This window comes from Streptosporangium brasiliense, assembly GCF_030811595.1.
Classification (GTDB): domain Bacteria; phylum Actinomycetota; class Actinomycetes; order Streptosporangiales; family Streptosporangiaceae; genus Streptosporangium; species Streptosporangium brasiliense.
The window spans coordinates 4553335-4573411 of sequence record NZ_JAUSRB010000002.1 but is presented as its reverse complement, the minus strand read 5'-3'; the positions used below and the strand labels follow the sequence as shown (position 1 = coordinate 4573411).

The following is a 20077-nucleotide window of genomic DNA, read 5'->3' as shown; positions in this document are numbered from 1 at the left end:
GCACCGAGGGTTCGATTACAGAACGGACATGAATGGCGACTGAAAGTGACGATTGTTCTCCCGTGGACCAATGAGAGCGGCGCGGGCGGAGACGGGCGGGCGGCAACGAGCGCTCCGGGGATGATCACCGCTCTCCCGGCGAGTAGGGTCGTTGATGGTTAACGCTTCGTGATCGAAAGGACATCGCCATGGCGACGACACGTACCGCGACGACTCAGTGGAAGGGTGCGCTGCTCGACGGTTCGGGCACCGTCTCGCTCGACTCCTCCGGAGTGGGCACCTTCGACGTGTCCTGGCCCTCGCGGGCCGAGCAGGCCAACGGCAAGACCTCGCCGGAGGAGCTCATCGCGGCGGCGCACTCCTCCTGCTTCTCGATGGCCCTGTCCCACGGGCTGGCGCAGGCCGGCACCCCGCCGCAGACGGTGGAGACCAAGGCCGATGTGACCTTCCAGCCGGGCGAGGGCATCACCGGGATCGTCATCTCGGTCCGCGCCCAGGTCCCCGGCCTGTCGGCCGAGGAGTTCCAGAAGGCGGCCGAGACGGCCAAGGCCAACTGCCCGGTGAGCAAGGCCCTGGCGGGCACGACGATCACCCTCGACGCCGAGCTGCTGAGCTGATCTCCGGCCTCCCGTGGCCGCGCACGCCCGTCCGCGGCGTGCGCGGCCACGAGAGGGCCTCCCGGCGCCCCGACGGCCGGCACTCCGCCCCGGCCGTCCCGGCCCGGCTCCCCGGCCGGGCACCCCGGGCCCGCCCGTCCCCGCGGCTCCCGTACAGCCCCACGGCTCCCGCACGGCCTCCGGCCCGCCCGTCCCCGCGGCTCCCGCACGGCCCCTCGGCCCCGCGCCCGGCTCCCGCCCCGCCCCGGACCGGCGCGCCGAATCCGCAGGTCCCGGCCCTGCCGCCGGGTGTTCCGCACAGTGCCCGGGGGCACATACACTCAGGCAATCCCGCCCTGCTGGGCGCACCATCCGGTGACCGGGACACCCGACGGCGTCGTGTCCCGGCCGAGGGCCGTCCCCGCGGCCCGGTCACGATCCGATCAACAGAGCAAGCAGCCGAAGAAGACCTGGGTAACCTCGTGAGCTCCCCGATGCTCCGGCAGCCGGTCCGGCCGCTCGTGTCCCCCCGCCGCACAAGGGTGACAAGCACGACGACACCCTGCGCACGAGGGCTTAACTGGAGGAGAATAGGGCCACATGCGCGAAGTCTGGCCTGGAGAGCCGTATCCACTCGGTGGCACCTGGGATGGCGTGGGCACCAACTTTTCGGTGTTCTCCGAGGTGGCCGAGCGGGTCGAGCTGTGCCTTTTCGGAGACGACGGCCGCGAGGAACGCATCGACCTGCCAGAGGTGGATGGATTCGTCTGGCACGGCTACTTCCCGGGGGTCATGCCGGGACAGCGGTACGGCTACCGCGTCCACGGCCCCGACGAGCCCTCCCAGGGGCACCGGTGCAACCCCGCCAAGTTGCTGCTGGACCCCTACGCCAAGGCCGTCGAAGGCGACCTGTCGTGGAACGAGGCGCTGTTCTCCTACCCGTTCACCGACCCGGCCGGCCACAACGACACCGACAGCGCGCCCTTCATGCCGAAGAACGTGGTGGTCAACCCGTTCTTCGAATGGGGTGACGACCGGCTGCCCCGCACGCCGTACCACCAGACCGTCATCTACGAGGCGCACGTGCGCGGGCTCACCATGCGCCATCCGGCGGTCCCCGAGGAGCAGCGCGGCACCTACGCGGCCCTGGGGCATCCGGCGGTCATCGAGCACCTGCTGAGCCTGGGCGTCACCGCGGTCGAGCTGATGCCGGTGCACCAGTTCGTGCCCGAGCACGCGATGGTCGCCCGGGGGCTGACGAACTACTGGGGCTACAACACGATCGCCTACCTGGCCCCGCACAACGCCTACTCCAGCTCGGGGCAGCGTGGCGAGCAGGTGCTGGAGTTCAAGGCGATGGTGCGGGCGCTGCACGAGGCCGGGATCGAGGTCATCCTCGACGTGGTCTACAACCACACCGCCGAGGGCGACCACATGGGGCCCACGCTGGGCTTCCGGGGCATCGACAACACGGCCTACTACCGGCTGCACGACGGCGACCGGCGTTACTACCTCGACTACACCGGCTGCGGCAACTCCCTCAACGTCCGCTCCCCCCACGCGCTGCAGCTCATCATGGACTCGCTGCGCTACTGGGTCATGGAGATGCACGTGGACGGGTTCCGGTTCGACCTGGCCGCCGCCCTCGCCCGCGAGCTGCACGACGTCGACCGGCTGAGCGCGTTCTTCGACCTGATCCAGCAGGACCCGGTGATCTCCCAGGTGAAGCTGATCGCCGAACCGTGGGACGTCGGCCCCGGCGGCTACCAGGTCGGCAACTTCCCGCCCCTGTGGACGGAGTGGAACGGCAAATACCGTGACAGCGTGCGTGACTTCTGGCGGGGGAACGGCTCCGCGCTGCCCGAGTTCGCCTCCCGGCTGACCGGGTCCGCCGACCTCTACGCCACCTCCGGCCGCCGCCCGGTGGCCTCCATCAACTTCGTCACCTGCCACGACGGCTTCACCCTGACCGACCTGGTCTCCTACGACCGCAAGCACAACGAGGCCAACGAGGAGAACAACCGCGACGGCACCGACGACAACCGGTCGTGGAACTGCGGCGCCGAGGGCCCGGTGGAGGATCCGGAGATCGTGCGCCTGCGCCACCGCCAGCGCCGCAACTACCTGGCCACCCTCTTCATCTCGCAGGGCGTGCCGATGGTGCTGGCGGGCGACGAGTTCGGCCGGACCCAGGGCGGCAACAACAACGCCTACTGCCAGGACAACGAGATCTCCTGGGTCGACTGGTCGCTGGTCGAGGGGGAGGAGGACCTGCTGGACTTCGTCAGGGGCCTGTCCGGGCTGCGCCGCGCGCACCCGGTCTTCCAGCGGCGCAGGTTCTTCCACGGCCGCAAGGCCGAGGACGGCACCCGCGACATCGTCTGGCTCACCCCGGCCGGTGAGGAGATGTCGGCCTCCGACTGGCACACCGGTTACGCCAAGTCCCTGACCGTCTTCCTCAACGGCGACGCCATCACCGAGCCGGGCCCGCGCGGCGAGCCGATCCTGGACGACTCGTTCCTGCTGCTGATCAACGGTCATCACGAGGACATGGACTTCACCGTCCCCGACGCCAAGTACGGGACGGAGTGGCGGACCGTGCTGGACACCGCCGACGACAGGCCGGTGGACGGGCGGTCGGCCGAGAGGGTCTGGCCGCCGGAGGCCGTGGTGCCGGTGACGTCGCGCTCCATGCAGATCCTGCGCTGCCCCAGGACCTAGGTCCCGCCGGCCGCCGGTGATCGGGCGTGCCCCGCGGGCGGGCGCGCGGGCCGGTGGGTCAGAGCCCGGTGGCGATGGCGGCGGTGAGCAGCACCAGGACGAACGTGGTCACCCCGGCCACGCCGTGCAGCGCGACGGCGAGGACGGGCAGGCGCTGCTCGGCGCCGCGCGCGTGGCGGCCGCCGCCCAGCCAGCGGGTGAACATGGTGAACCCCAGCAGCGCCGAGGCCGCGAGCACCCCGAACGACAGCCACGCGAAGGCCCGCTCGGAGGTGAGCACGTAGACGATCCAGCAGGCCAGCGCGGAGACCGCCAGCCCCGGATGGGCGAAGACCAGCACGGCGGGGAAGCGGGTGACCTTCGTCGCCTGCTGGCGCAGCCCCCCGCCGGACAGCCACAGATACAGCAGGTAGATCCCGACCATCGCGGTGATCAACCATGTCACGATCGCGACCAGCCCCACGGAACCTCCTGGATCTCCATGAGAATCATGTAACGGGAGTCAACCGAAGTCATCAGGCGCGTCGAATCCGTTATCGACCGTGCCGGGGAACCCGGCGACCGGCGCTGTGCCAAGGTAGAGGGATGCGTCTCATCCATCCCATGACCTCCGGCGACGTCGACCTCGCCCGGGTTTACGCCTATCCGGACGGCCGGTGCGTCCGCGTCAACATGGTGGCCAGCGCCGACGGCGGGACCTGGCTGGAGGGGCTGTCCGGCGGGCTGTCGGGCAAGGGCGACCGGCGGGTCTTCGGGGTGCTGCGCGGGCTGGCCGACGTCATCGTGGCGGGGGCGGCGACCGTGCGGGCCGAGGGGTACGGCCCGGCCCGGCCGAGGGAATCGTGGCGCCCGCTGCGCGAGGGCCGTCCGGCCGCCCCTCCGGTGGCCGTGGTGACCCGGCGCCTCGACCTGGATCTGACGGGCCCGCTGTTCGCCGAGGCCGGGCCGGACTCCCGGACGATCGTCATCACCTGCGACGCCGCCCCCAGGGACCGGCGCGAGGAGGCCGCCCGGCACGCCGAGGTCATCGTGGCCGGTCACGACCGGGTGGATCTGGCGGCGGCGGTCGGGGAGCTCGGCGAGCGCGGCCTGGGGCGGGTGCTGTGCGAGGGCGGAGCGAAGATCAACGCCCAGCTCGCCGCGGCCGGCCTGGTCGACGAGCTCTGCCTCACGCTGAGCCCGATGCTGATCGGCGGGGACGCCTCCCGGGTCCTCGACGGCCCGGCCTCGCTCACCCGGCTCCACCTGGCCCACGTGCTGGAGGAGGACGGTTTCCTGTTCACCAGATATATTCGGAGCCCTGGTGAACCGGTGAGGTGAGTTCACCGCCGGGCACGACGACACATGTTCGGAGCCGTAGTGGACGAGCAGAACGAGTCCGACGTCGAGCGCCGCGGCCGGGTCCCCGCCGCCGTCCGTCCGGCCGGGGCCGCGGGATGAGACTGCCGATAGCGCCACCGCTCGCGCCGATGCTGGCCAAGACCGTCAACGGCCTGCCGCCGCAGGACGGCACCCTGTTCTACGAGCCGAAGTGGGACGGCTTCCGGTGCGTGGTGTTCCGCGACGGGGACGAGGTCTATCTCGGCAGCCGCAACGAGCGGCCCTTCACCCGTTACTTCCCCGAGCTGGTCGAGGCGGTGAAGGCGGAGCTGCCCGACCGGGTGGTGGTCGACGGGGAGATCGTCGTCCGCGACGGCCAGCTGCTCGACTTCGAGGCCCTGCAGCAGCGCATCCACCCGGCCGCCTCCCGGGTGAAGCTGCTGGCCGAGCAGACCCCGGCGTCGTTCATCGCCTTCGACCTGCCGGCCCTGGGCGAGGAGTCCCTGCTGGAGGCCCCGTTCTCCGAACGCCGGGCACGGCTGGAGTCGATCTTCGGCGGCGCGGGGCGGGCGATCCGGCTGACACCGGTCACCACGTCCGAGGAGCAGGCGGCCGAGTGGTTCGACACCTTCGAGGGCGCGGGACTCGACGGCATCGTGGTCAAGCCGGGCGGCCTGCCGTACCAACCGGACAAGCGGGTGATGTCGAAGGTCAAGCACGAGCGGACGGCCGACGTGGTGGTGGCCGGATACCGCTGGCACAAGTCGGGCCCGGTGGTCGGGTCCCTCCTCCTGGGACTGCACGACTCCGGCGGCACGCTCCGCCACGTCGGCGTCGCGGCGGCCTTCTCGATGAAGCGCCGGGCCGAGCTGGTCGAGGAGCTCGCCCCGTACGTCAGCCAGGACGGCCACCCCTGGAGCGCCGAGTCGCTGCCCGGCGCGGTCTCCAAGTGGAGCGCCACCAAGGACCTGTCGTTCGTGCCGCTGAGGTCGGAGCTGGTGCTGGAGGTCGCCTACGACCACATGGAGGGCAGCCGGTTCCGGCACGTCGCCCAGTTCCGCCGCTGGCGCCCCGACCGCACCCCCGAGTCGTGCACCTTCGAGCAGCTCGAACGGCCGCTCTCCTACGACCTGGACGACATCCTGGCCGGTTAGGGCGGCCTCCGCGTAGACACGGGCGCCATGAGGCGATATATCTCGACTATGGTGAGATCATCCTCCTCTGACGACGAACTGCGGGCCGCCGTCGCGGCCCGCCGCGACCTCGGCCCCGACTACGAAGACTCCTTGGTCGAGGGCTTCCTGGAGAAGATGGACCAGGAGATCGACCGGCGGGTGGACGACCGGATCGCCGCCCGCTCCCGCAAGGAGGCCCCGGCGGTCCGCCCGTCCGTGGACGCCGGCCAGCGGCTGGCGCTGTCCATCGTCTCCCTGGTGTTCGGCGCGTCGGCGACGACCGGCATCTCCGTCACCGCCCAGGAGATCCCGGTGGTCGTGATACTGATCCTCTGGCTCGGCATCGTGGGGGTGAACGTGGCCTTCGCCCTCGGCCGGCGCCGCTAGGACCCGCCGGTCACGGGTCCCGGCTTCCCGACGTAGTCAAGCAAGCGTACGCTTGGCTACGTTTCTGTACGGCCGACGCGGGAGTGAGCAGTGAACGAGTACCGCAACCTGATCGGCGGGCGCCTGGTGGCCGCGGCCGACGGCCGCACGCTGGATTCGGTCAACCCGGCCACCGGCGAGGTGTGGGCCCGCGTCCCGGCCGGCGGCAGGGCCGACGCCGAGGCCGCCGTGGCGGCGGCGCGCAAGGCGTTCCCGATGTGGTCGGGCATGCCCGCGCTCGGCCGGGCGCACTTCCTGCGCGAGGTGGCCGGGGTCTTCGCCCGGCACGCCGAGGAGCTGGCCAGGATCGAGACCACCGACAACGGCCGCATCCTGCGGGACACCCTGAAGAAGGACCTGCCCGGCATGACCCACCTGTGGCAGATCGCCGCCGGCCAGGTGCTCGACGCGGTCAAGGGCGAGACCGTGATCCTCGGCCCCGGCAGCATGGGCCTCACCCGGCGCGAGCCGTACGGCGTGGCGCTGTGCATCATCCCGTGGAACTCGCCCGTCTCGACCTTCTCCGCCAAGGCGGCCTACGCGCTGGCGGCGGGCAACACGGTGATCGTCAAGCCCGCCGAGCAGGCCTGCGCCTCCGTGCTGCGGCTGGGCGAGCTGCTGGCCGAGGTGCTCCCGCCCGGCGTGCTCAACATCGTCAGCGGCCTCGGCGAGGACGTCGGGGACCCGCTGGTCCGGCACCGCGGGGTCGACAAGATCAGCCTCACCGGCTCCACCCAGACCGGCCAGGCCATCACCCGGGCGTCGGCCGACCACCTGAAGCCGCTGACGTTCGAGCTCGGCGGCAAGTCCCCGAACATCGTCTTCCCCGACGCCGACCTGGACGCCGCCGCCCAGGGCGTGACGGTGAACTCGATCTACACCGGCAACGCCGGGCAGGTCTGCGTGGCCGGGTCCCGCATCCTGATCCACCGCTCGGTCTGGGACGAGATGATCGAGCGGATCACCGCGATCGCGGCGCGCGTCACGCTGGCCGACCCCCTCGACATGACCACCACGATGGGCCCGATCGTGTCCGAGGGGCAGTACGAACGGGTCACCTCCTACCTCGACATCGCCGAGAAGGAGGGGGCCGAGCTGGTGTTCGGCGGCCGGACCGGGGCCGACGTCGTCCCGTCCATGCCCGGCGGTTACTGGGTGGCCCCCACGCTGTTCACCACCTCCGACAACACGCTGCGCGTCTGCCAGGAGGAGATCTTCGGCCCGGTGGCCGTGGCGATCCCGTTCGACACCGACGAGGAGGCCCTGGCCGTCTCCAACGACTCCCCCTACGGGCTCGCGGCGGGCGTGTGGACCCGCGACCTCGGCCGCGCCCACCGGTTCGTCGCCGAGCTGCGGACCGGCACGGTCTGGGTGAACACCTTCCGCCAGATGCCGCCCGGCCTGCCGTTCGGCGGCGTCAAGGACTCCGGCTACGGCCACGACGCCGTGCTGGAGTACACCCGGGAGAAGGCGGCGATCATCCAGTCGTGACCCGCGCCGCCCGGCGGACGGGGCGGCGGCTCCCCTTACGATGGACCGAATATCGTTCTAGAGTCGGCGCATGGGCATCGGAATCACCGAGGAACACCGGGCGCTGGCGGCCTCCGTCCACGGCTTCGCCGGGCGGAACATCACGGCGCGGGGCATGGACCACGAGCCCTTCCGCGCCGCCCTGGCCGCCCAAGGACTGCTCGGCCTCCACCTGCCCGAGGAGCACGGCGGGCAGGGAGGAGGTCTGCCGGAGCTGGCCGTCGCCCTGGAGGCGCTCGGCGAGCACTGCGCTCCCGGCTCCCACCTGCCCACGGTCCTGGCCTCGGCGATCATCGCCCGCGCCGTGACGGCACCCGCCCTCCCCCCGGGCCCCTCTCCGGCCAGGGACGCCCCACCTCCCGCGGCCCCCTCGCCTGCCGGGGACGCCGCGCCCACGCGGCCCGCGCCCCCGCCGGCGCACGGCCTGCTCGCCGCCCTGGCCGACGGCACCCTGACCGCAGCCGTGGCCCTGCCCGGCGGGGCGCGGGCGGCGGGCGGGGCGGGCGGGGCCGTGACCGCGCTCGGCTCCCCCGACGCCGACCTGTACGTCCTGCCGCTCCCCGACGGCCGCTGGGCCGCCCTCGACCGGGCCGACTGCGGGACCGAGGGGGTCGACGGCATCGACCTGTCACGCCGGCTGGCGTCCGTGGAGGCGCGCGCCGTACCGGACGGCCGAGTGCTGGCCGGGGTGACCTCCGGCCTCGTGGCGGACCTGGCTGCCGTCCTGCTCGGCGCGGAGGCCTGCGGGGTGGCCGCCTGGGCGGTGGCCGCCGCCGCCGGCCACGCCAGGGTCCGCGAGCAGTTCGGCCGCCCGATCGGCCAGTTCCAGGGCGTCAAGCACAGGTGCGCCGCGATGCTCGTCACGCTCGAACACGCCCGTGCCGCCGTGTGGGACGCCGCCCGGGCCCTCGACGGGGACGCCCTCGGGGAGGAGGCGGCGCTGGCGGCCGGCACGGCCGGGGTGCTCGCCGCGGACGCCGCCGTACGGTGCACCGCCGACGCGATCCAGGTCCTGGGTGGCATCGGCTACACCTACGAGCACGACGCCCACCTCTACTACCGCCGGGCGCTGTCGCTGCGGGCGCTGAGCGGCGACCCCGGCGAGTGGGCCGAGCGCGTGGCCCGGCTGGCCGCCGGCGGGGTCCGCCGGTCGATGGAGCCCGACCTGCCCGAGGAGGCCGAGACCCTCCGCGCGGAGATCAGGGCCGCGGTGGCGTCGCTGGCCCGGGCGGAGCCGGCCGAGCGGCTGGCCCGCCTGGCCGGCGAGGGCTGGATCATGCCCCACCTGCCCAGGCCCTGGGGCCGCGCCGCCGCACCGCTGGAGCAGGTCGTCATCCACCAGGAGTTCCGGGAACTCGGCAGGCCCAACCTCGGCATCGCCGCCTGGGCCGTCCCCTCGATCGTCCGCCACGGCACCCCTGCGCAGCGGGAGCGTTTCCTGCCCAGGACCCTGACCGGCGAGATCATGTGGTGCCAGCTCTTCAGCGAGCCCGGCGCCGGCTCCGACCTCGCCGCGCTGTCCACCAAGGCCGTCCGGGTGGCGGGCGGCTGGTCCCTGAGCGGCCAGAAGATCTGGAACTCGCTGGCCCAGTGGGCCCAGTGGGCCATCTGCCTGGCCAGGACCGATCCCGACGCCCCCAAGCACGAGGGCATCACCTACTTCCTGGTCGACATGTCCTCTCCCGGGGTGACCGTCCGCCCGCTGAAGGAGATCAACGGCGAGGAGATCTTCAACGAGGTCTTCCTCGACGACGTCTTCGTCCCCGACGACCTGGTGGTCGGCCGGGCCGGCCAGGGCTGGCGGATCGCCCGCGACACCCTCTCCCACGAGCGCGTCGCCCTCGGCGACTCCTGGGGCCCCGGCTCCCGGCACACCGACATGGTCGAGCTGATCGGCGAGCTGGGCGGCCCCGACGCCCTGCGCCCGGCCGCCCTGGAGGAGGCCGGGCGCCTGTGGGCCTCCGGTCAGGCCCTGTCCGCCCTCGGCCTGCGCGTCACCCTGTCCCAGCTGTCCGGCGGCGACTCCGGGACCGCCGCGAGCGTCCGCAAGCTCCTCGGCATGCGCCACTCCCAGGCCGTCTCGGAGTTCTGCTGGTCCATCGCCCCCGCCTCGCCGTACTGGAACCGGATGATCCTCACCACGAGGGCCTTCACCATCGGCGGCGGCACGACCGAGATCCAGCTCAACATCATCGCCGAACGCGCCCTGGGCCTCCCCCGCGACCCCTGATCCCGCACGGCGTGCGGCGGGGCCGGATCCCGTACGGCGGGGCCGGCCCGCCTAGCGGGAGTCGTCGCGGGCCTTGCTCGGCTGCACCCGCTTCGGCTCGCCGGGCATCTTCGGGTAGTTGGGCGGGTAGGGCATGTCCTCCCGGCCGTCGCGCTCGAACCATTCGAGCAGGGCGTCGATCGGGAAGGCCCGGTCGTCGATCGCGGCGTGCACGTCGCCCAGCTTGGCGAAGCGGCCCGGGACCGTCCGGATGTCGAAGTCGCGTGGGTCGGCGTCGGCCAGCTCCTCCCAGGTGAGCGGGGCCGAGACCGGGGCGTGCGGCCGGGCCCGCACCGAGTAGGCGGCGGCCACGGTCCGGTCGCGGGCGTTCTGGTTGTAGTCGATGAAGACCCGCTCCCCCCGCTCCTCCTTCCACCACGCGGTGGTGGCCAGGGCGGGCACGCGGCGCTCCACCTCGCGGGCGAAGGCGATCGCGGCGTGGCGCACCTGGATGAAGTCCCAGCGCGGCTCGATCCGCACGTTGATGTGGATGCCCCGGTTGCCGGAGGTCTTGGGGAAGCCGGTCATGCCGAGCTCGCGCAGGATCTCGTCGGCCGCGAAGGCCACCTTGCGGGCCTCCTCGAAGCCCGTGCCGGGCTGCGGGTCGATGTCGATGCGCAGCTCGTCGGGGTGCTCCACGTCGGCGGCGCGGACCGGCCAGGGGTGGAAGTCGATGGTCCCCAGGTTCGCGCAGTAGGCGATGTGGGCGACCTCGGTGATCCGGAGCGTCTCGGCGGTGCGCCCGCTGGGGAAGCGGATCGTGACCGTCTCGAACCATTCGGGGAGCTTGGGAGGCACCCGCTTCTGGTAGATCCCCTCGGACTCGACCCCGCCGGGATGCCGTTTGAGGAAGGTGGGGCGGTCACGGAGGGCGCGCAGCGCCCCCTCGCCCACGCTGACGTAATATTCGACCAGCTCGCGCTTCGTCGCGCCGATCTCCGGGAAATAGACCTTGTCGGGGTTGGTGACCTTGACGACCCGGTCTCCGACCGCGAGTTCGATGTACGGCGACGCCATGGATCGAAGGTACTCCACAAAGGGCGGGTCCGTCCCGGAGCCGCCACGGCGGCGGGACCGGGCTCTCGACGGGACGGACCCTGTGACCACCCGTCTCGCTCTCCGGTTCCGGGCGCTGGCGCGCCACCCGGCCGGCGGCCTTGACCGCCCAAGTTGATCGGTGGACGGCCTGACAGGTGATCTCACCCTCAATCAGGGAAGGCGAAAAACCCCCCACAGTGATAAAGACGCCAAATCAGACATAAATGGATGCTTCGCCCTAAAAGATTTTTTCGGGCATATCGGGCGGCGTGCCGGCCGGAGCGCCCGGCCCCGCCCGCCCCTCCGGGGGCGCCCGCGACCGCATAGGCTGGCGAGATGGACAAGGTGGTCAAGAGCGACGCCGAATGGCGCGTCCAGCTCTCTCCCGAGGAGTTTCACGTTCTCCGCCAGGCGGGCACCGAGCGCCCCTTCACCGGAGAATACGTCGACACCAAGACCGAAGGCGTCTACAGCTGCCGGGCCTGCGGCGCCGAGCTGTTCCGGTCGGACACCAAGTTCGACAGCCACTGCGGCTGGCCGAGCTTCTACGAGCCGTCCAAGTCGGAGGCGGTGACCCTGATCGAGGACCGCTCGCTGGGCATGGTCCGCGTCGAGGTCCGCTGCGCGACCTGCGACTCCCATCTCGGCCACGTCTTCCACGGCGAGGGCTACGGGACTCCCACCGACGACCGCTACTGCATCAACTCCGTGTCCCTCCGACTGGAGCCCACCGGCTGACCGCCGGACCGCCGCCCGGACGGGAGGGCCGCCCGGGCGGCGGACGGGTCCGGCCCCAGGCGGCGGGCAGGTCCGGGGACGGGCGGGTCCGGGCCGCGCCCGGCGGCCGGATGAGGCCACACTCCCCTTTACGGGAGGTAAGGACGGGCCGCGGCGGGGTAGAGCGAAGTCACGCGGAGTACGCGAGCACATCCGCAAAGTGGTCTTCCTCGAGGAGTCGCCGTGCACATCCGGCACAAGTGGGTGATCATCGAGATCATCGGCCGGGTGGTCACCCAGCGCTGCAAGATCTGCGGCAAGACCCGGGTCCGGGTGACCTGAGCGGCCGGGACGCTCCGCTATCCGCCAGGCCTGGGATGGGTGACGCGGCAGTCGGAGTCGCCGGGCCCGAGGATGTTGGCGAGCACCGGATTGCCGTTCTCCCCGAACTTCGCCTGGACGAAGACCACCGGGCTGGACACCCCGAGCTCCCCGACGAGATAGCTCACACCCGTCTCACACAGTTTGAGCGCCTGTTTGGAGTTGCCCGCCGACTCCGGAAGATCCGTATATATCCGCAGATAGCCGCCGACTATGCGGATGTCCTTGACCCGCTTGGCCGCCTTGTGGCCCTCGAAGTAGGCCAGCGCCTTCTTGTCGGTGTGCTTGGACAGCCCGGCCGCCTCCGACTCGTCGGCCGCCCGCTTCTCCGCGCCGGACTCGGCCGCCGCCACCGGCCCGCCGCCCGCCGCGGCGCCCTGCGGCGCCCCAGGGGCGACCGGGGCCGCCTGCCCGTAGGAGGGCGGCTGCTGCTGCTGCGGGGCCCGCAGCAGGGACCCGCCCAGCGCCAGCCCGGCGACCGCCAGCGCGGCCACCCCCACCGAGACCTCGGCTACCCGAGACCGGGCCCGCCGCCGGCGGCCCGCCCCCTCGCGCCGTGTGGACCGTGCCAGATCTTCGCCCCTTTTCACCCTTGGCCTCACATAGACAGGTGATTTTCCCTGAGTATGACAAATGGCGGGAGAATATCCGAGGTTTCGCCGGATCGGGCCGGACGACGCCCCGGAGAGACCACGTCCGCGCCCGGGGGCGACGGCGCTCCCGCCGCCCCTGGGACGCCCCCCCCCCCGCGCGGTGACGGGCCGCGGTGACAGGCCGCGGCGGCGGGGCCGCGGCCCGGCTACGGCAGCGCGGTGATCAGCTCGCCGACCGGCTTGCGGATCCCCGTGAAGAAGGGAGTCTCCTCCCGGGTGTGCCGCCGGGCCTCGGCGGCGCGCAGGGTGCGCATCAGGTCGACGATCCGGTGCAGGTCGTCGGCCTCGAAGGCGAGCATCCACTCGTAGTCGTTCAGGGAGAAGCACGCGACGGTGTTGGCCCGGACGTCCGGGTAGTCGCGGGCCATCTTGCCGTGCTCGGCGAGCATCCGGCGGCGGTCGGCGTCGTCCAGGAGGTACCACTCCAGGGAACGGACGAACGGGTAGACGCTGACGTAGCGGCGCGCCTCCTCCTCGGCCAGGAAGGCCGGGATGTGCGACTTGTTGAACTCGGCCGGGCGGTGCAGCGCCATCGCCGACCAGACCGGCTCGGTCAGCAGCCCGAGGTCGGTGCGGCGGAAGCGGGCGTAGGTCTCCTGCAGGTCCTCGGCGGTCGGCGCGTGCCACCAGAACATGAAGTCGGCGTCGGCGCGGAACCCGGTCACGTCGTAGAGGCCGCGGGTGACCACGTCCTTCTCCGCCATCTGGGCCAGCAGGTCCTCGACCTCCTCGGCCATGCCCTCACGGTTGCCCGGACAGCGTTCGGTCAGCTTGAAGACCGACCACATCGTGTAGCGGATCACCTGGTTCAGGTCGCGTGCCTTGGGCCGCGGGTTCCCGTCCGTCGTCCTCACCCTTTCGTCAGCTCCGCCGGCGTGTCAGCTCGTCAGCGAATCGGCTCTCTTCTGCCATTCTTCCGTGGGGTCCAGGTGGTCCAGAATCCGGGCCGCCGCGGTACGGGCGGTGGAGACGCAGGCCGGGATGCCGATGCCGTCGTAGGCGGCGCCGCACAGCGCCAGCCCCGGCTGGGAGGCGACGGCGGCGCGGATGCGGGCGACCCGGTCGAGGTGGCCCACGTCGTACTGCGGCAGGGAGCCGCCCCAGCGGGTCACCCTGGAGTCGCGCGGCAGCCCGCGCACACCCATGACCTCGACCATCTCGGCCATCGCCAGGGCGACCAGCTCGGCGTCGTCGCGCTGGAGCACCGCCTCCTCGCCGAGACGGCCGATCGAGCAGCGCAGCAGGATCAGGTTGGGGTCGGCCTCGGCCAGGTGCGGCCACTTGACCGAGCTGAACGTGGCCGCCTTGATCGGGCGCCCGTCGACGGGCGGGACCAGATAGCCGCTGCCGACCGGCGGCTCCGGGAACGCCTCCCGGGGGTAGGCGAGGGTGACGATGGCCATGCTGGCGTAGTCGATCCGGGCCAGCTCGGCGGCGGCCTGGGGCACCTCGGCGGCGAGCAGGCGGCTCGCCGACGGCCCCGGGACCGCGACGATCACCGCGTCGGCCTCGATGACCTCGGGCTCGGGCACCGGCCCGGTCACCAGCCGCCAGCCGCGCTCGGCCCGGTGCATCTCCCGCACCATGACGCCGGTCCTGATCTCCGCGCCGGAGGCCGCGGCCACCGCCTCGGGCAGCGCGCCCATCCCCTGCCGCAGGGTGGTGAAGACGGGTCCGGCGTCCTTGGGCGCCTCGGCGATGATCTCCCGGGCGGCCGCGAGCAGCGACCGCTCCGAACGGGCGGCGATGGCGATCCTGGGCATCGTCGCCTCCAGCGAGAGCCTGTCGGCCTGGCCCGCGTAGACGCCGCCGAGCAGCGGCTCGATCAGGCGCTCGACCACCTCCCCGCCCATCCGGGCGCGGATGTAGGCGGCCACCGACACGTCGGTGTCGATGAGCGTGGCCGGGAGGATCTGGTCCAGGGGCACCCGGGCGAGGCCGCCGGGGCTGAGGACACCGGACCTGGCCAGCGACGTCAGGTCGGAGGGGACCCCCATGACGTGCCCCTTGGGCATGGGCCGCAGCGCGCCCCGGGTCAGGACGGCCGCCTGGGTGGCGCCGGGATGCCGTAACTCGTCGCCGAGGCCGACCATCCGGGCCAGCTCTCTGCCCTCGGGCCGCCGCGCGAGCATGGCCTCCGCCCCGGCGTCCACCGGGACCCCCGCGACCTCGGTGGCGAGGAGCTTGCCGCCGATCCGCCGGGCGCCGTCGAGCACGGTCACCCGGACACCTTCGCCGCCCTGCCGCAGGTACCACGCGGCGGCCAGCCCCGCGATCCCACCGCCGACGACCACCACATGGCACCGGTTGCCTTCCATGACTCCTGACCGTACCGCCCCCGGCAGCCGCCCCCGCTCCCGCCACCCCGTGATCGGCGGGTATGGAGAACGTGACTCCATCGTGATTGCCTCCGCCAAACCCCGCCGGCGCGGCAGCCGTCAAGGAAGGCATGAGCAGATTCCGGTACGGCATGCGCCCGGCGGTCGCGTTGGCGGGGGTGGCGCTGTCGCTGTCCGCCTGCGCGGGCGGACAGGCGACCAGCGGTTCCCCCCTCAGCGCCCCGGCCCCCGCCGCCGACATGAACACCGCGGCCAAGGAGGCGGAATCCGACGCGGGCGGGAGCGCGCGCGGCGCCGAGCCCCGCCAGGTTGACCAGAAACCCGGACAGAACGGGCAGGTGAAGCTGGTCCCGCAGGATCGGGCGATCATCTACACGGCGGAGATGACGGTCCGGGCCAAGGACATCACCGCGGCGGCCGACAGGGCCCGGCAGATCGTCACCACCGCCGGCGGCTATCTGTCCATGGAGAAGTCGGACGCCTACACCGGTGGCGAGGGCTCCGCGCAGTTGGTCTTCAAGGTCCCGCCCGGGGGCTATCCCGGCGTGCTGGAGCGCCTGGGCAAGGACCTCGGCACGCGCGAGTCGCTCCAGCAGAACACCGAGGACGTCACCGAGCAGGTGGCCGACGTGGAGAGCCGGCTGAGGTCGGCGCGCTCGGCGCTCGACTCGCTGCGCGCGCTGCTGAAGAAGGCCGACACGATCGGCGAGGTGCTGGACGTGGAGCGGGAGATCTCCGGCCGCGAGTCCGACCTGGAGGCGCTGCAGGCCAGGCAGAAGACGCTCGCCTCACAGACGAGCATGGCGACGCTGACGCTGAACCTGGTGGGCCCGGCGACCGTGGTGCCCGAGAAGGAGGATGAGCCGTCCGGTTTCCTCGGCGGGCTGCAGACCGGCTGGAAGAGCTTCGTCACGGCCCTCAAGGTCGGGCTGACGGTCCTGGGCGTGCTGCTGCCCTGGCTGATCCTGATCGTGCCGCTCTGGCTGCTGCTGGCCTTCCTGCTCCGCCGTAGCCGGGAGCGCGCCGTCCGGACGGCACCGCCCCGCACGGCCGGTCCGGGCGGGCCGGCGGGGATCTTCCCCGGCGACGGCCCCGGGCGGATCCCCGCCGGCGACGGGCCCGGACGGGCCCCGGACGGTGAGGGAGCCGCGCGGGCCTCCGAACGGTCCCCCGAGCGCGGACGGGCCTCCGAGCGGGCCTCGGACGGCGAGGGAGCCGCGCGGGCCCCCGAGGGGCCTGGGCAGCCGGAGGAGCCGGCTCCGCCCGGGCGTCCGTAGCCCCCGCGGCGGGAGGTCAGCGGGTGGAGGCCTCGTGCACGAAGTCCGTGAGGCGGGCGAGCTGGTCGGGGTCGGCGCCGGGGGGCACGCCGTGGCCGAGGTTGAAGATGTGGCCCTCGGCCTTGGCGCCGCGGACGAGGATGTCGCCCGCGCGGCGCTCGACGACCTCCCACGGGGCGAACAGCGTCGCCGGGTCGAGGTTGCCCTGCAGCGCCTTGCCCGGGCCGACCCGCCGGGCGGCCTCGTCGAGCGGGACCCGCCAGTCGACGCCGACCACGTCGGCCCCGGCCTCGCCGAGCAGGGCGAGCAGCTCGCCGGTGCCGACGCCGAAGTGGATGCGCGGGACGTCCAGGTCGGTCAGGCCGGCGAAGATGCGGCTGGTGTAGGGCAGGACGAACTCGCGGTAGTCCTCGGGGGCGACGGCGCCGACCCAGGAGTCGAAGAGCTGGACCGCCGAGGCCCCGGCGGCGATCTGGATGCGCAGGAATTCGAGGGTGATCCCGGTCAGCCGCTCCATCAGGGCGTGCCACAGCTGCGGCCGGCCGTACATCATCGCCTTGGTGCGGTCGTGGCTCTTGGAGGGGCCGCCCTCGATGAGATAGGAGGCCAGGGTGAACGGCGCGCCCGCGAAGCCGATGAGCGGGGTCGGGCCCAGCTCGCCGGTCAGCGTCCGGACGGCCTCGGTGACGTAGGAGACGTCGTCGGGCTCGATCGGGCGCAGCGTCCTGATCGCGTCGGCGTCCCTGATCGGCTCGGCCACCACCGGCCCGACGCCGGGCTTGATGTCCAGGTCGATCCCGATCGCCTTGAGCGGCACCACGATGTCGCTGAAGAAGATGGCCGCGTCCACGCCGTAGCGGCGGACCGGCTGCAGCGTGATCTCCACGATCAGGTCGGGGGTGGCGCACGCGGTGAGCATCGGCACCCCGCCCCGCACGGCCCGGTATTCGGGCAGCGAGCGGCCGGCCTGGCGCATGAACCACACGGGCGTGCGGGAGACGGGCAGGCGGCGGCAGGCGCGGACGAACGGGGAGTCGGCAAGCTCGGGAGTCACCCTCCCAGGGTGCCATGCCGGGGGCGCGGTCCGCTCATCAAGGCCATTGACCGAGGTTCTCGGTACGAAATCACCTGTTATTCAATGAGATCACGGCGAACAACGCCCAGACAGTTTCAAGTCATGATGACGATCGGGTTCTGCCGGTTTCGAGTGCTTCGTCCGCTAGAAAGCGATGTCGGCAGGCATCCGGCGGCGGCGGAAGGCACGGAGCGATCATGTTTCCGGGTACAGTTTCTCCCATTGATGAACTTGGCACGGCCCATGGCTGGTCCAAATGTCTGTCAAGTCACCGCGCGGCATCGATTCCGGCACCACTTTCGGGACACGCCGAGCACGTTGCGCGGAATTGTCGGCGCGACGTGCCAACGTCGGACCACGACCCGACGAAAGGCCCGTGCGATGTCCACGATGTGGAGTTCAACCGAACGCCGCGGTGAGCACTGTGCTTCCTGTGCCGCCGAGCGGGTTTTCGAGCAGCCCCCCTGTTCCGACGGCCACGGACCGGGCCGGTGCCCCGAGTGGGCCTGCGTCGAGTGCGGCCACGCCCTGTTCCTGGGGGTCCCCGACGGCGAGGGCGCGCCCGCTCTCCGCCGGTCGATGGCAGTGGCTTGATTGGCTCCAATGGCTCCTACACACACCCCAGTGGTCCCAATGCGCTCAGTTCCGACCTACGCTTCCGATATGACCCTCGGTGACGCACCGCCCGCTCCCGCCGCCTTCCGGCGTGCGGCGGCCACTCTGCGCCCGGCCGAGGTCAGACCGGAGATCGAGCTGGAGGACATCCCGGCGCCGCAGCGCCTGGCCCCCTATTCGGCCGCCATCGGCGCGTCGGTCTATCGCGACGACGACGAGCTGGCGGTCGGCCGCCTCATCATGCTCTTCGACCCGGACGGCCAGCGCGGCTGGGACGGGCCGTTCCGCCTGGTCGCCTACGTCCGGGCGGACATGGAGCTGGAGATCACCGAAGATCCGCTGCTCGGTCCCGTCGCGTGGAGCTGGCTCACCGAGTCGCTCGACGCGCACGGCGCCGGCTACGCCGCCGCCGGGGGGACCGTCACCCGGGCGGTCTCCGAGGGCTTCGGCAACAAGGCCGACGACCCGGTGAGCACGGAGCTGGAGCTGCGCGCCTCCTGGTCTCCGCTGGAGGAGGATCTCTCCGGCCATGTCGCCGCCTGGTGCGATCTGATGTGCCTCGCGGCGGGTATACCCCCCCTGCCACCCGACGTGGCGACCCTGCCGCCACGCCGTCGCGAAGATCCGGAGCCCTTCCGAACGTGACCGACGAGACAACCATTGTTCCGCTGCTGGAGCCGCGAGAGGGAATCCCACCCGTCATCGAGGATCCCGCCGGCCTCGCACGCGCCGTGCGCGCCTTCGCCGAGGGCACCGGCCCGGTCGCCGTGGACGCCGAGCGGGCCTCCGGCTACCGCTACAGCGGCCGCGCCTATCTGGTGCAGCTACGCCGCGCGGGTGCGGGCAGCGCCCTGATCGACCCGGTCCACTGCCCGGACCTGTCGGAGCTCGACGCGGCGCTGGACGGCGCGGAAGTGGTGCTCCACGCGGCCTCACAGGACCTTCCATGCCTGGCGGAGCTGGGCTTCCATCCTCGGGAGCTGTTCGACACCGAGCTGGCCGGGCGGCTGCTGGGCTACGAGCGGGTCGGGCTCGGCATGATGGTGGAGAACGTCCTGGGGCTGAAGCTGGAGAAGGGCTACTCCGCCGCCGACTGGTCCACCCGCCCGCTGCCGGAAGACTGGCTGCGCTACGCGGCACTCGACGTCGAGGTCCTGGTCGAGCTGCGCGACGTCCTCCACGAGGAGCTGGAGTCCAGCGGGAAGCTGGCCTGGGCGAAGGAGGAGTTCGCCTCGGTGCTGGCGCACAGGTCCCCGGCGCCGCGCTCGGATCCGTGGCGGCGCACCTCCGGGATCCACAAGGTCCGCTCGCTGCGCGGCCTGGCCGTGGTCCGGGAGCTGTGGACGCTCCGCGACGAGTTCGCCCGCGAGTCGGACCTCGCGCCGGGCCGGGTCCTGCCCGACGCGGCGATCGTCACCGCCGCCCTGGAGCTGCCCCGCACCACCAAGGCGCTCACCGAGATCCCCCCCTTCACCGGCCGCAGCGCCCGCCGGCACCTGCGCGACTGGCTGGCCGCGATCGGCCGGGGGCGGGCGCTGCCGGAGTCGGAGCTCCCGCAGCCCAGCACCCCGGGTGACGGGCCGCCGCCCGCCAACCGGTGGATGGACCGCGACCCGGTCGCCGCCCGGCGGCTGGCCGCCGCCCGGGCCGTGGTGGCCGCACTCGCCGACGAGCACCACATGCCCACGGAGAACCTGCTCCAGCCCGACGCGGTACGCCGGCTGACCTGGGAGCCGCCCGCGGTCGTCGACGAGGAGAGCGTCACGGTCCGGCTGCGCGAGCTGGGCGCCAGGGAGTGGCAGATCGGCCTGACCGCCCACCCGATGGCCAAGGCGCTGATCCGGCTGGAGACCAAGGGCGAGATCTGACCCGGCGGTCCCGGGAGCCGCCCCGAGCGGCTCCGCGCCGGACCGGCCGGCTCCTGCGGCCGCCTCCCCGGTAAGCG

At 72.4% G+C, this 20077-nt stretch carries 17 protein-coding genes; 11 read left to right on the top strand and 6 right to left on the bottom strand.

Translation table 11 applies throughout. The annotated features are described in order from the left end of the window. Positions 1-188: 188 nt before the first annotated feature. A complete protein-coding gene (locus J2S55_RS29590; protein WP_306867719.1) occupies positions 189-617 on the top strand; it encodes an OsmC family protein in 429 nt (142 codons plus the stop codon). 579 nt (positions 618-1196) lie between these two features. Further along, complete coding sequence (gene glgX, locus J2S55_RS29585; RefSeq protein WP_306867717.1) at positions 1197-3317, top strand: glycogen debranching protein GlgX; 2121 nt, start codon at positions 1197-1199, stop codon at positions 3315-3317. A gap of 58 nt (positions 3318-3375) precedes the next feature. Here the strand turns inward: glgX and J2S55_RS29580 are convergent, their stop codons facing one another. Further along, entirely contained in the window at positions 3376-3780 is a 405-nt protein-coding gene (locus tag J2S55_RS29580; protein WP_306867715.1) for a hypothetical protein, read from the bottom strand. 122 nt (positions 3781-3902) lie between these two features. Here J2S55_RS29580 and J2S55_RS29575 point away from each other — a divergent pair, with 122 nt between their 5' ends. The 5 genes from J2S55_RS29575 to J2S55_RS29555 all read left to right on the top strand — a co-directional run bounded on the left by J2S55_RS29575 (position 3903) and on the right by J2S55_RS29555 (position 9998). Further along, on the top strand, positions 3903-4637 hold the full coding sequence (locus J2S55_RS29575) for a pyrimidine reductase family protein (protein ID WP_306867713.1): 735 nt from the start codon (positions 3903-3905) through the stop codon (positions 4635-4637). A gap of 116 nt (positions 4638-4753) precedes the next feature. Next, positions 4754-5791 (top strand): ATP-dependent DNA ligase, encoded by a 1038-nt coding sequence (locus J2S55_RS29570; protein ID WP_306867711.1) that lies wholly within the window; start codon positions 4754-4756, stop codon positions 5789-5791. 48 nt (positions 5792-5839) lie between these two features. Continuing rightward, positions 5840-6199: a hypothetical protein gene (locus J2S55_RS29565; RefSeq protein ID WP_306867710.1), complete on the top strand. Its 360-nt coding sequence runs from the start codon at positions 5840-5842 to the stop codon at positions 6197-6199. Positions 6200-6289: 90 nt separating this feature from the next. Further along, the gene (locus tag J2S55_RS29560) at positions 6290-7729 is read left to right on the top strand and encodes an aldehyde dehydrogenase family protein (RefSeq protein WP_306867708.1); all 1440 of its coding nucleotides are present in this window, start codon (positions 6290-6292) and stop codon (positions 7727-7729) included. A 70-nt stretch (positions 7730-7799) separates the two neighbouring features. Further along, on the top strand, positions 7800-9998 hold the full coding sequence (locus J2S55_RS29555) for an acyl-CoA dehydrogenase family protein (RefSeq protein WP_306867705.1): 2199 nt from the start codon (positions 7800-7802) through the stop codon (positions 9996-9998). Positions 9999-10049: 51 nt separating this feature from the next. On the opposite strand, the gene ligD is transcribed toward J2S55_RS29555, so the two are convergent. Further along, complete coding sequence (ligD, locus tag J2S55_RS29550; protein ID WP_306867703.1) at positions 10050-11054, bottom strand: non-homologous end-joining DNA ligase; 1005 nt, start codon at positions 11052-11054, stop codon at positions 10050-10052. A gap of 357 nt (positions 11055-11411) precedes the next feature. On the opposite strand from ligD, the gene msrB reads away from it, so the two are divergent. Further along, positions 11412-11813 (top strand): peptide-methionine (R)-S-oxide reductase MsrB, encoded by a 402-nt coding sequence (gene msrB, locus J2S55_RS29545; protein ID WP_306867701.1) that lies wholly within the window; start codon positions 11412-11414, stop codon positions 11811-11813. 338 nt (positions 11814-12151) lie between these two features. On the opposite strand, the gene J2S55_RS29540 is transcribed toward msrB, so the two are convergent. From J2S55_RS29540 to hemG, 3 genes are all read right to left on the bottom strand, one after another. Then, positions 12152-12667, bottom strand: coding sequence for a hypothetical protein (locus tag J2S55_RS29540; RefSeq protein ID WP_306867699.1), 516 nt, complete (start codon positions 12665-12667; stop codon positions 12152-12154). A gap of 305 nt (positions 12668-12972) precedes the next feature. Further along, positions 12973-13614 (bottom strand): hydrogen peroxide-dependent heme synthase, encoded by a 642-nt coding sequence (hemQ, locus tag J2S55_RS29535; RefSeq protein ID WP_306875617.1) that lies wholly within the window; start codon positions 13612-13614, stop codon positions 12973-12975. Positions 13615-13704: 90 nt separating this feature from the next. Next, the gene (gene hemG, locus J2S55_RS29530; protein WP_306867697.1) at positions 13705-15144 is read right to left on the bottom strand and encodes a protoporphyrinogen oxidase; all 1440 of its coding nucleotides are present in this window, start codon (positions 15142-15144) and stop codon (positions 13705-13707) included. Between the two features lie 131 nt (positions 15145-15275). Between hemG and J2S55_RS29525 the strand changes: the two genes are divergently transcribed. Continuing rightward, the gene (locus tag J2S55_RS29525) at positions 15276-16442 is read left to right on the top strand and encodes a DUF4349 domain-containing protein (RefSeq protein ID WP_306867695.1); all 1167 of its coding nucleotides are present in this window, start codon (positions 15276-15278) and stop codon (positions 16440-16442) included. A 16-nt stretch (positions 16443-16458) separates the two neighbouring features. Here the strand turns inward: J2S55_RS29525 and hemE are convergent, their stop codons facing one another. Further along, on the bottom strand, positions 16459-17496 hold the full coding sequence (gene hemE, locus J2S55_RS29520) for a uroporphyrinogen decarboxylase (protein ID WP_306867693.1): 1038 nt from the start codon (positions 17494-17496) through the stop codon (positions 16459-16461). A 684-nt stretch (positions 17497-18180) separates the two neighbouring features. Here hemE and J2S55_RS29515 point away from each other — a divergent pair. Next, on the top strand, positions 18181-18777 hold the full coding sequence (locus J2S55_RS29515; RefSeq protein ID WP_306867692.1) for a DUF3000 domain-containing protein: 597 nt from the start codon (positions 18181-18183) through the stop codon (positions 18775-18777). Then, positions 18774-20000 (top strand): HRDC domain-containing protein, encoded by a 1227-nt coding sequence (locus tag J2S55_RS29510; protein ID WP_306867690.1) that lies wholly within the window; start codon positions 18774-18776, stop codon positions 19998-20000. The genes J2S55_RS29515 and J2S55_RS29510 overlap by 4 nt, the downstream gene beginning before the upstream one ends. Positions 20001-20077 lie beyond the last annotated feature (77 nt).

Coding starts and splice junctions, on each gene's coding strand:
- J2S55_RS29590 (WP_306867719.1), top strand. CDS start 189: ATGGCGACGACACGTACCGCGACGACTCAGTGGAAGGGTGCGCTGCTC.
- glgX (WP_306867717.1), top strand. CDS start 1,197: ATGCGCGAAGTCTGGCCTGGAGAGCCGTATCCACTCGGTGGCACCTGG.
- J2S55_RS29575 (WP_306867713.1), top strand. CDS start 3,903: ATGCGTCTCATCCATCCCATGACCTCCGGCGACGTCGACCTCGCCCGG.
- J2S55_RS29570 (WP_306867711.1), top strand. CDS start 4,754: ATGAGACTGCCGATAGCGCCACCGCTCGCGCCGATGCTGGCCAAGACC.
- J2S55_RS29565 (WP_306867710.1), top strand. CDS start 5,840: ATGGTGAGATCATCCTCCTCTGACGACGAACTGCGGGCCGCCGTCGCG.
- J2S55_RS29555 (WP_306867705.1), top strand. CDS start 7,800: ATGGGCATCGGAATCACCGAGGAACACCGGGCGCTGGCGGCCTCCGTC.
- ligD (WP_306867703.1), bottom strand. CDS start 11,054: ATGGCGTCGCCGTACATCGAACTCGCGGTCGGAGACCGGGTCGTCAAG.
- msrB (WP_306867701.1), top strand. CDS start 11,412: ATGGACAAGGTGGTCAAGAGCGACGCCGAATGGCGCGTCCAGCTCTCT.
- hemQ (WP_306875617.1), bottom strand. CDS start 13,614: ATGTGGTCGGTCTTCAAGCTGACCGAACGCTGTCCGGGCAACCGTGAG.
- hemG (WP_306867697.1), bottom strand. CDS start 15,144: ATGGAAGGCAACCGGTGCCATGTGGTGGTCGTCGGCGGTGGGATCGCG.
- J2S55_RS29525 (WP_306867695.1), top strand. CDS start 15,276: ATGAGCAGATTCCGGTACGGCATGCGCCCGGCGGTCGCGTTGGCGGGG.
- J2S55_RS29515 (WP_306867692.1), top strand. CDS start 18,181: ATGACCCTCGGTGACGCACCGCCCGCTCCCGCCGCCTTCCGGCGTGCG.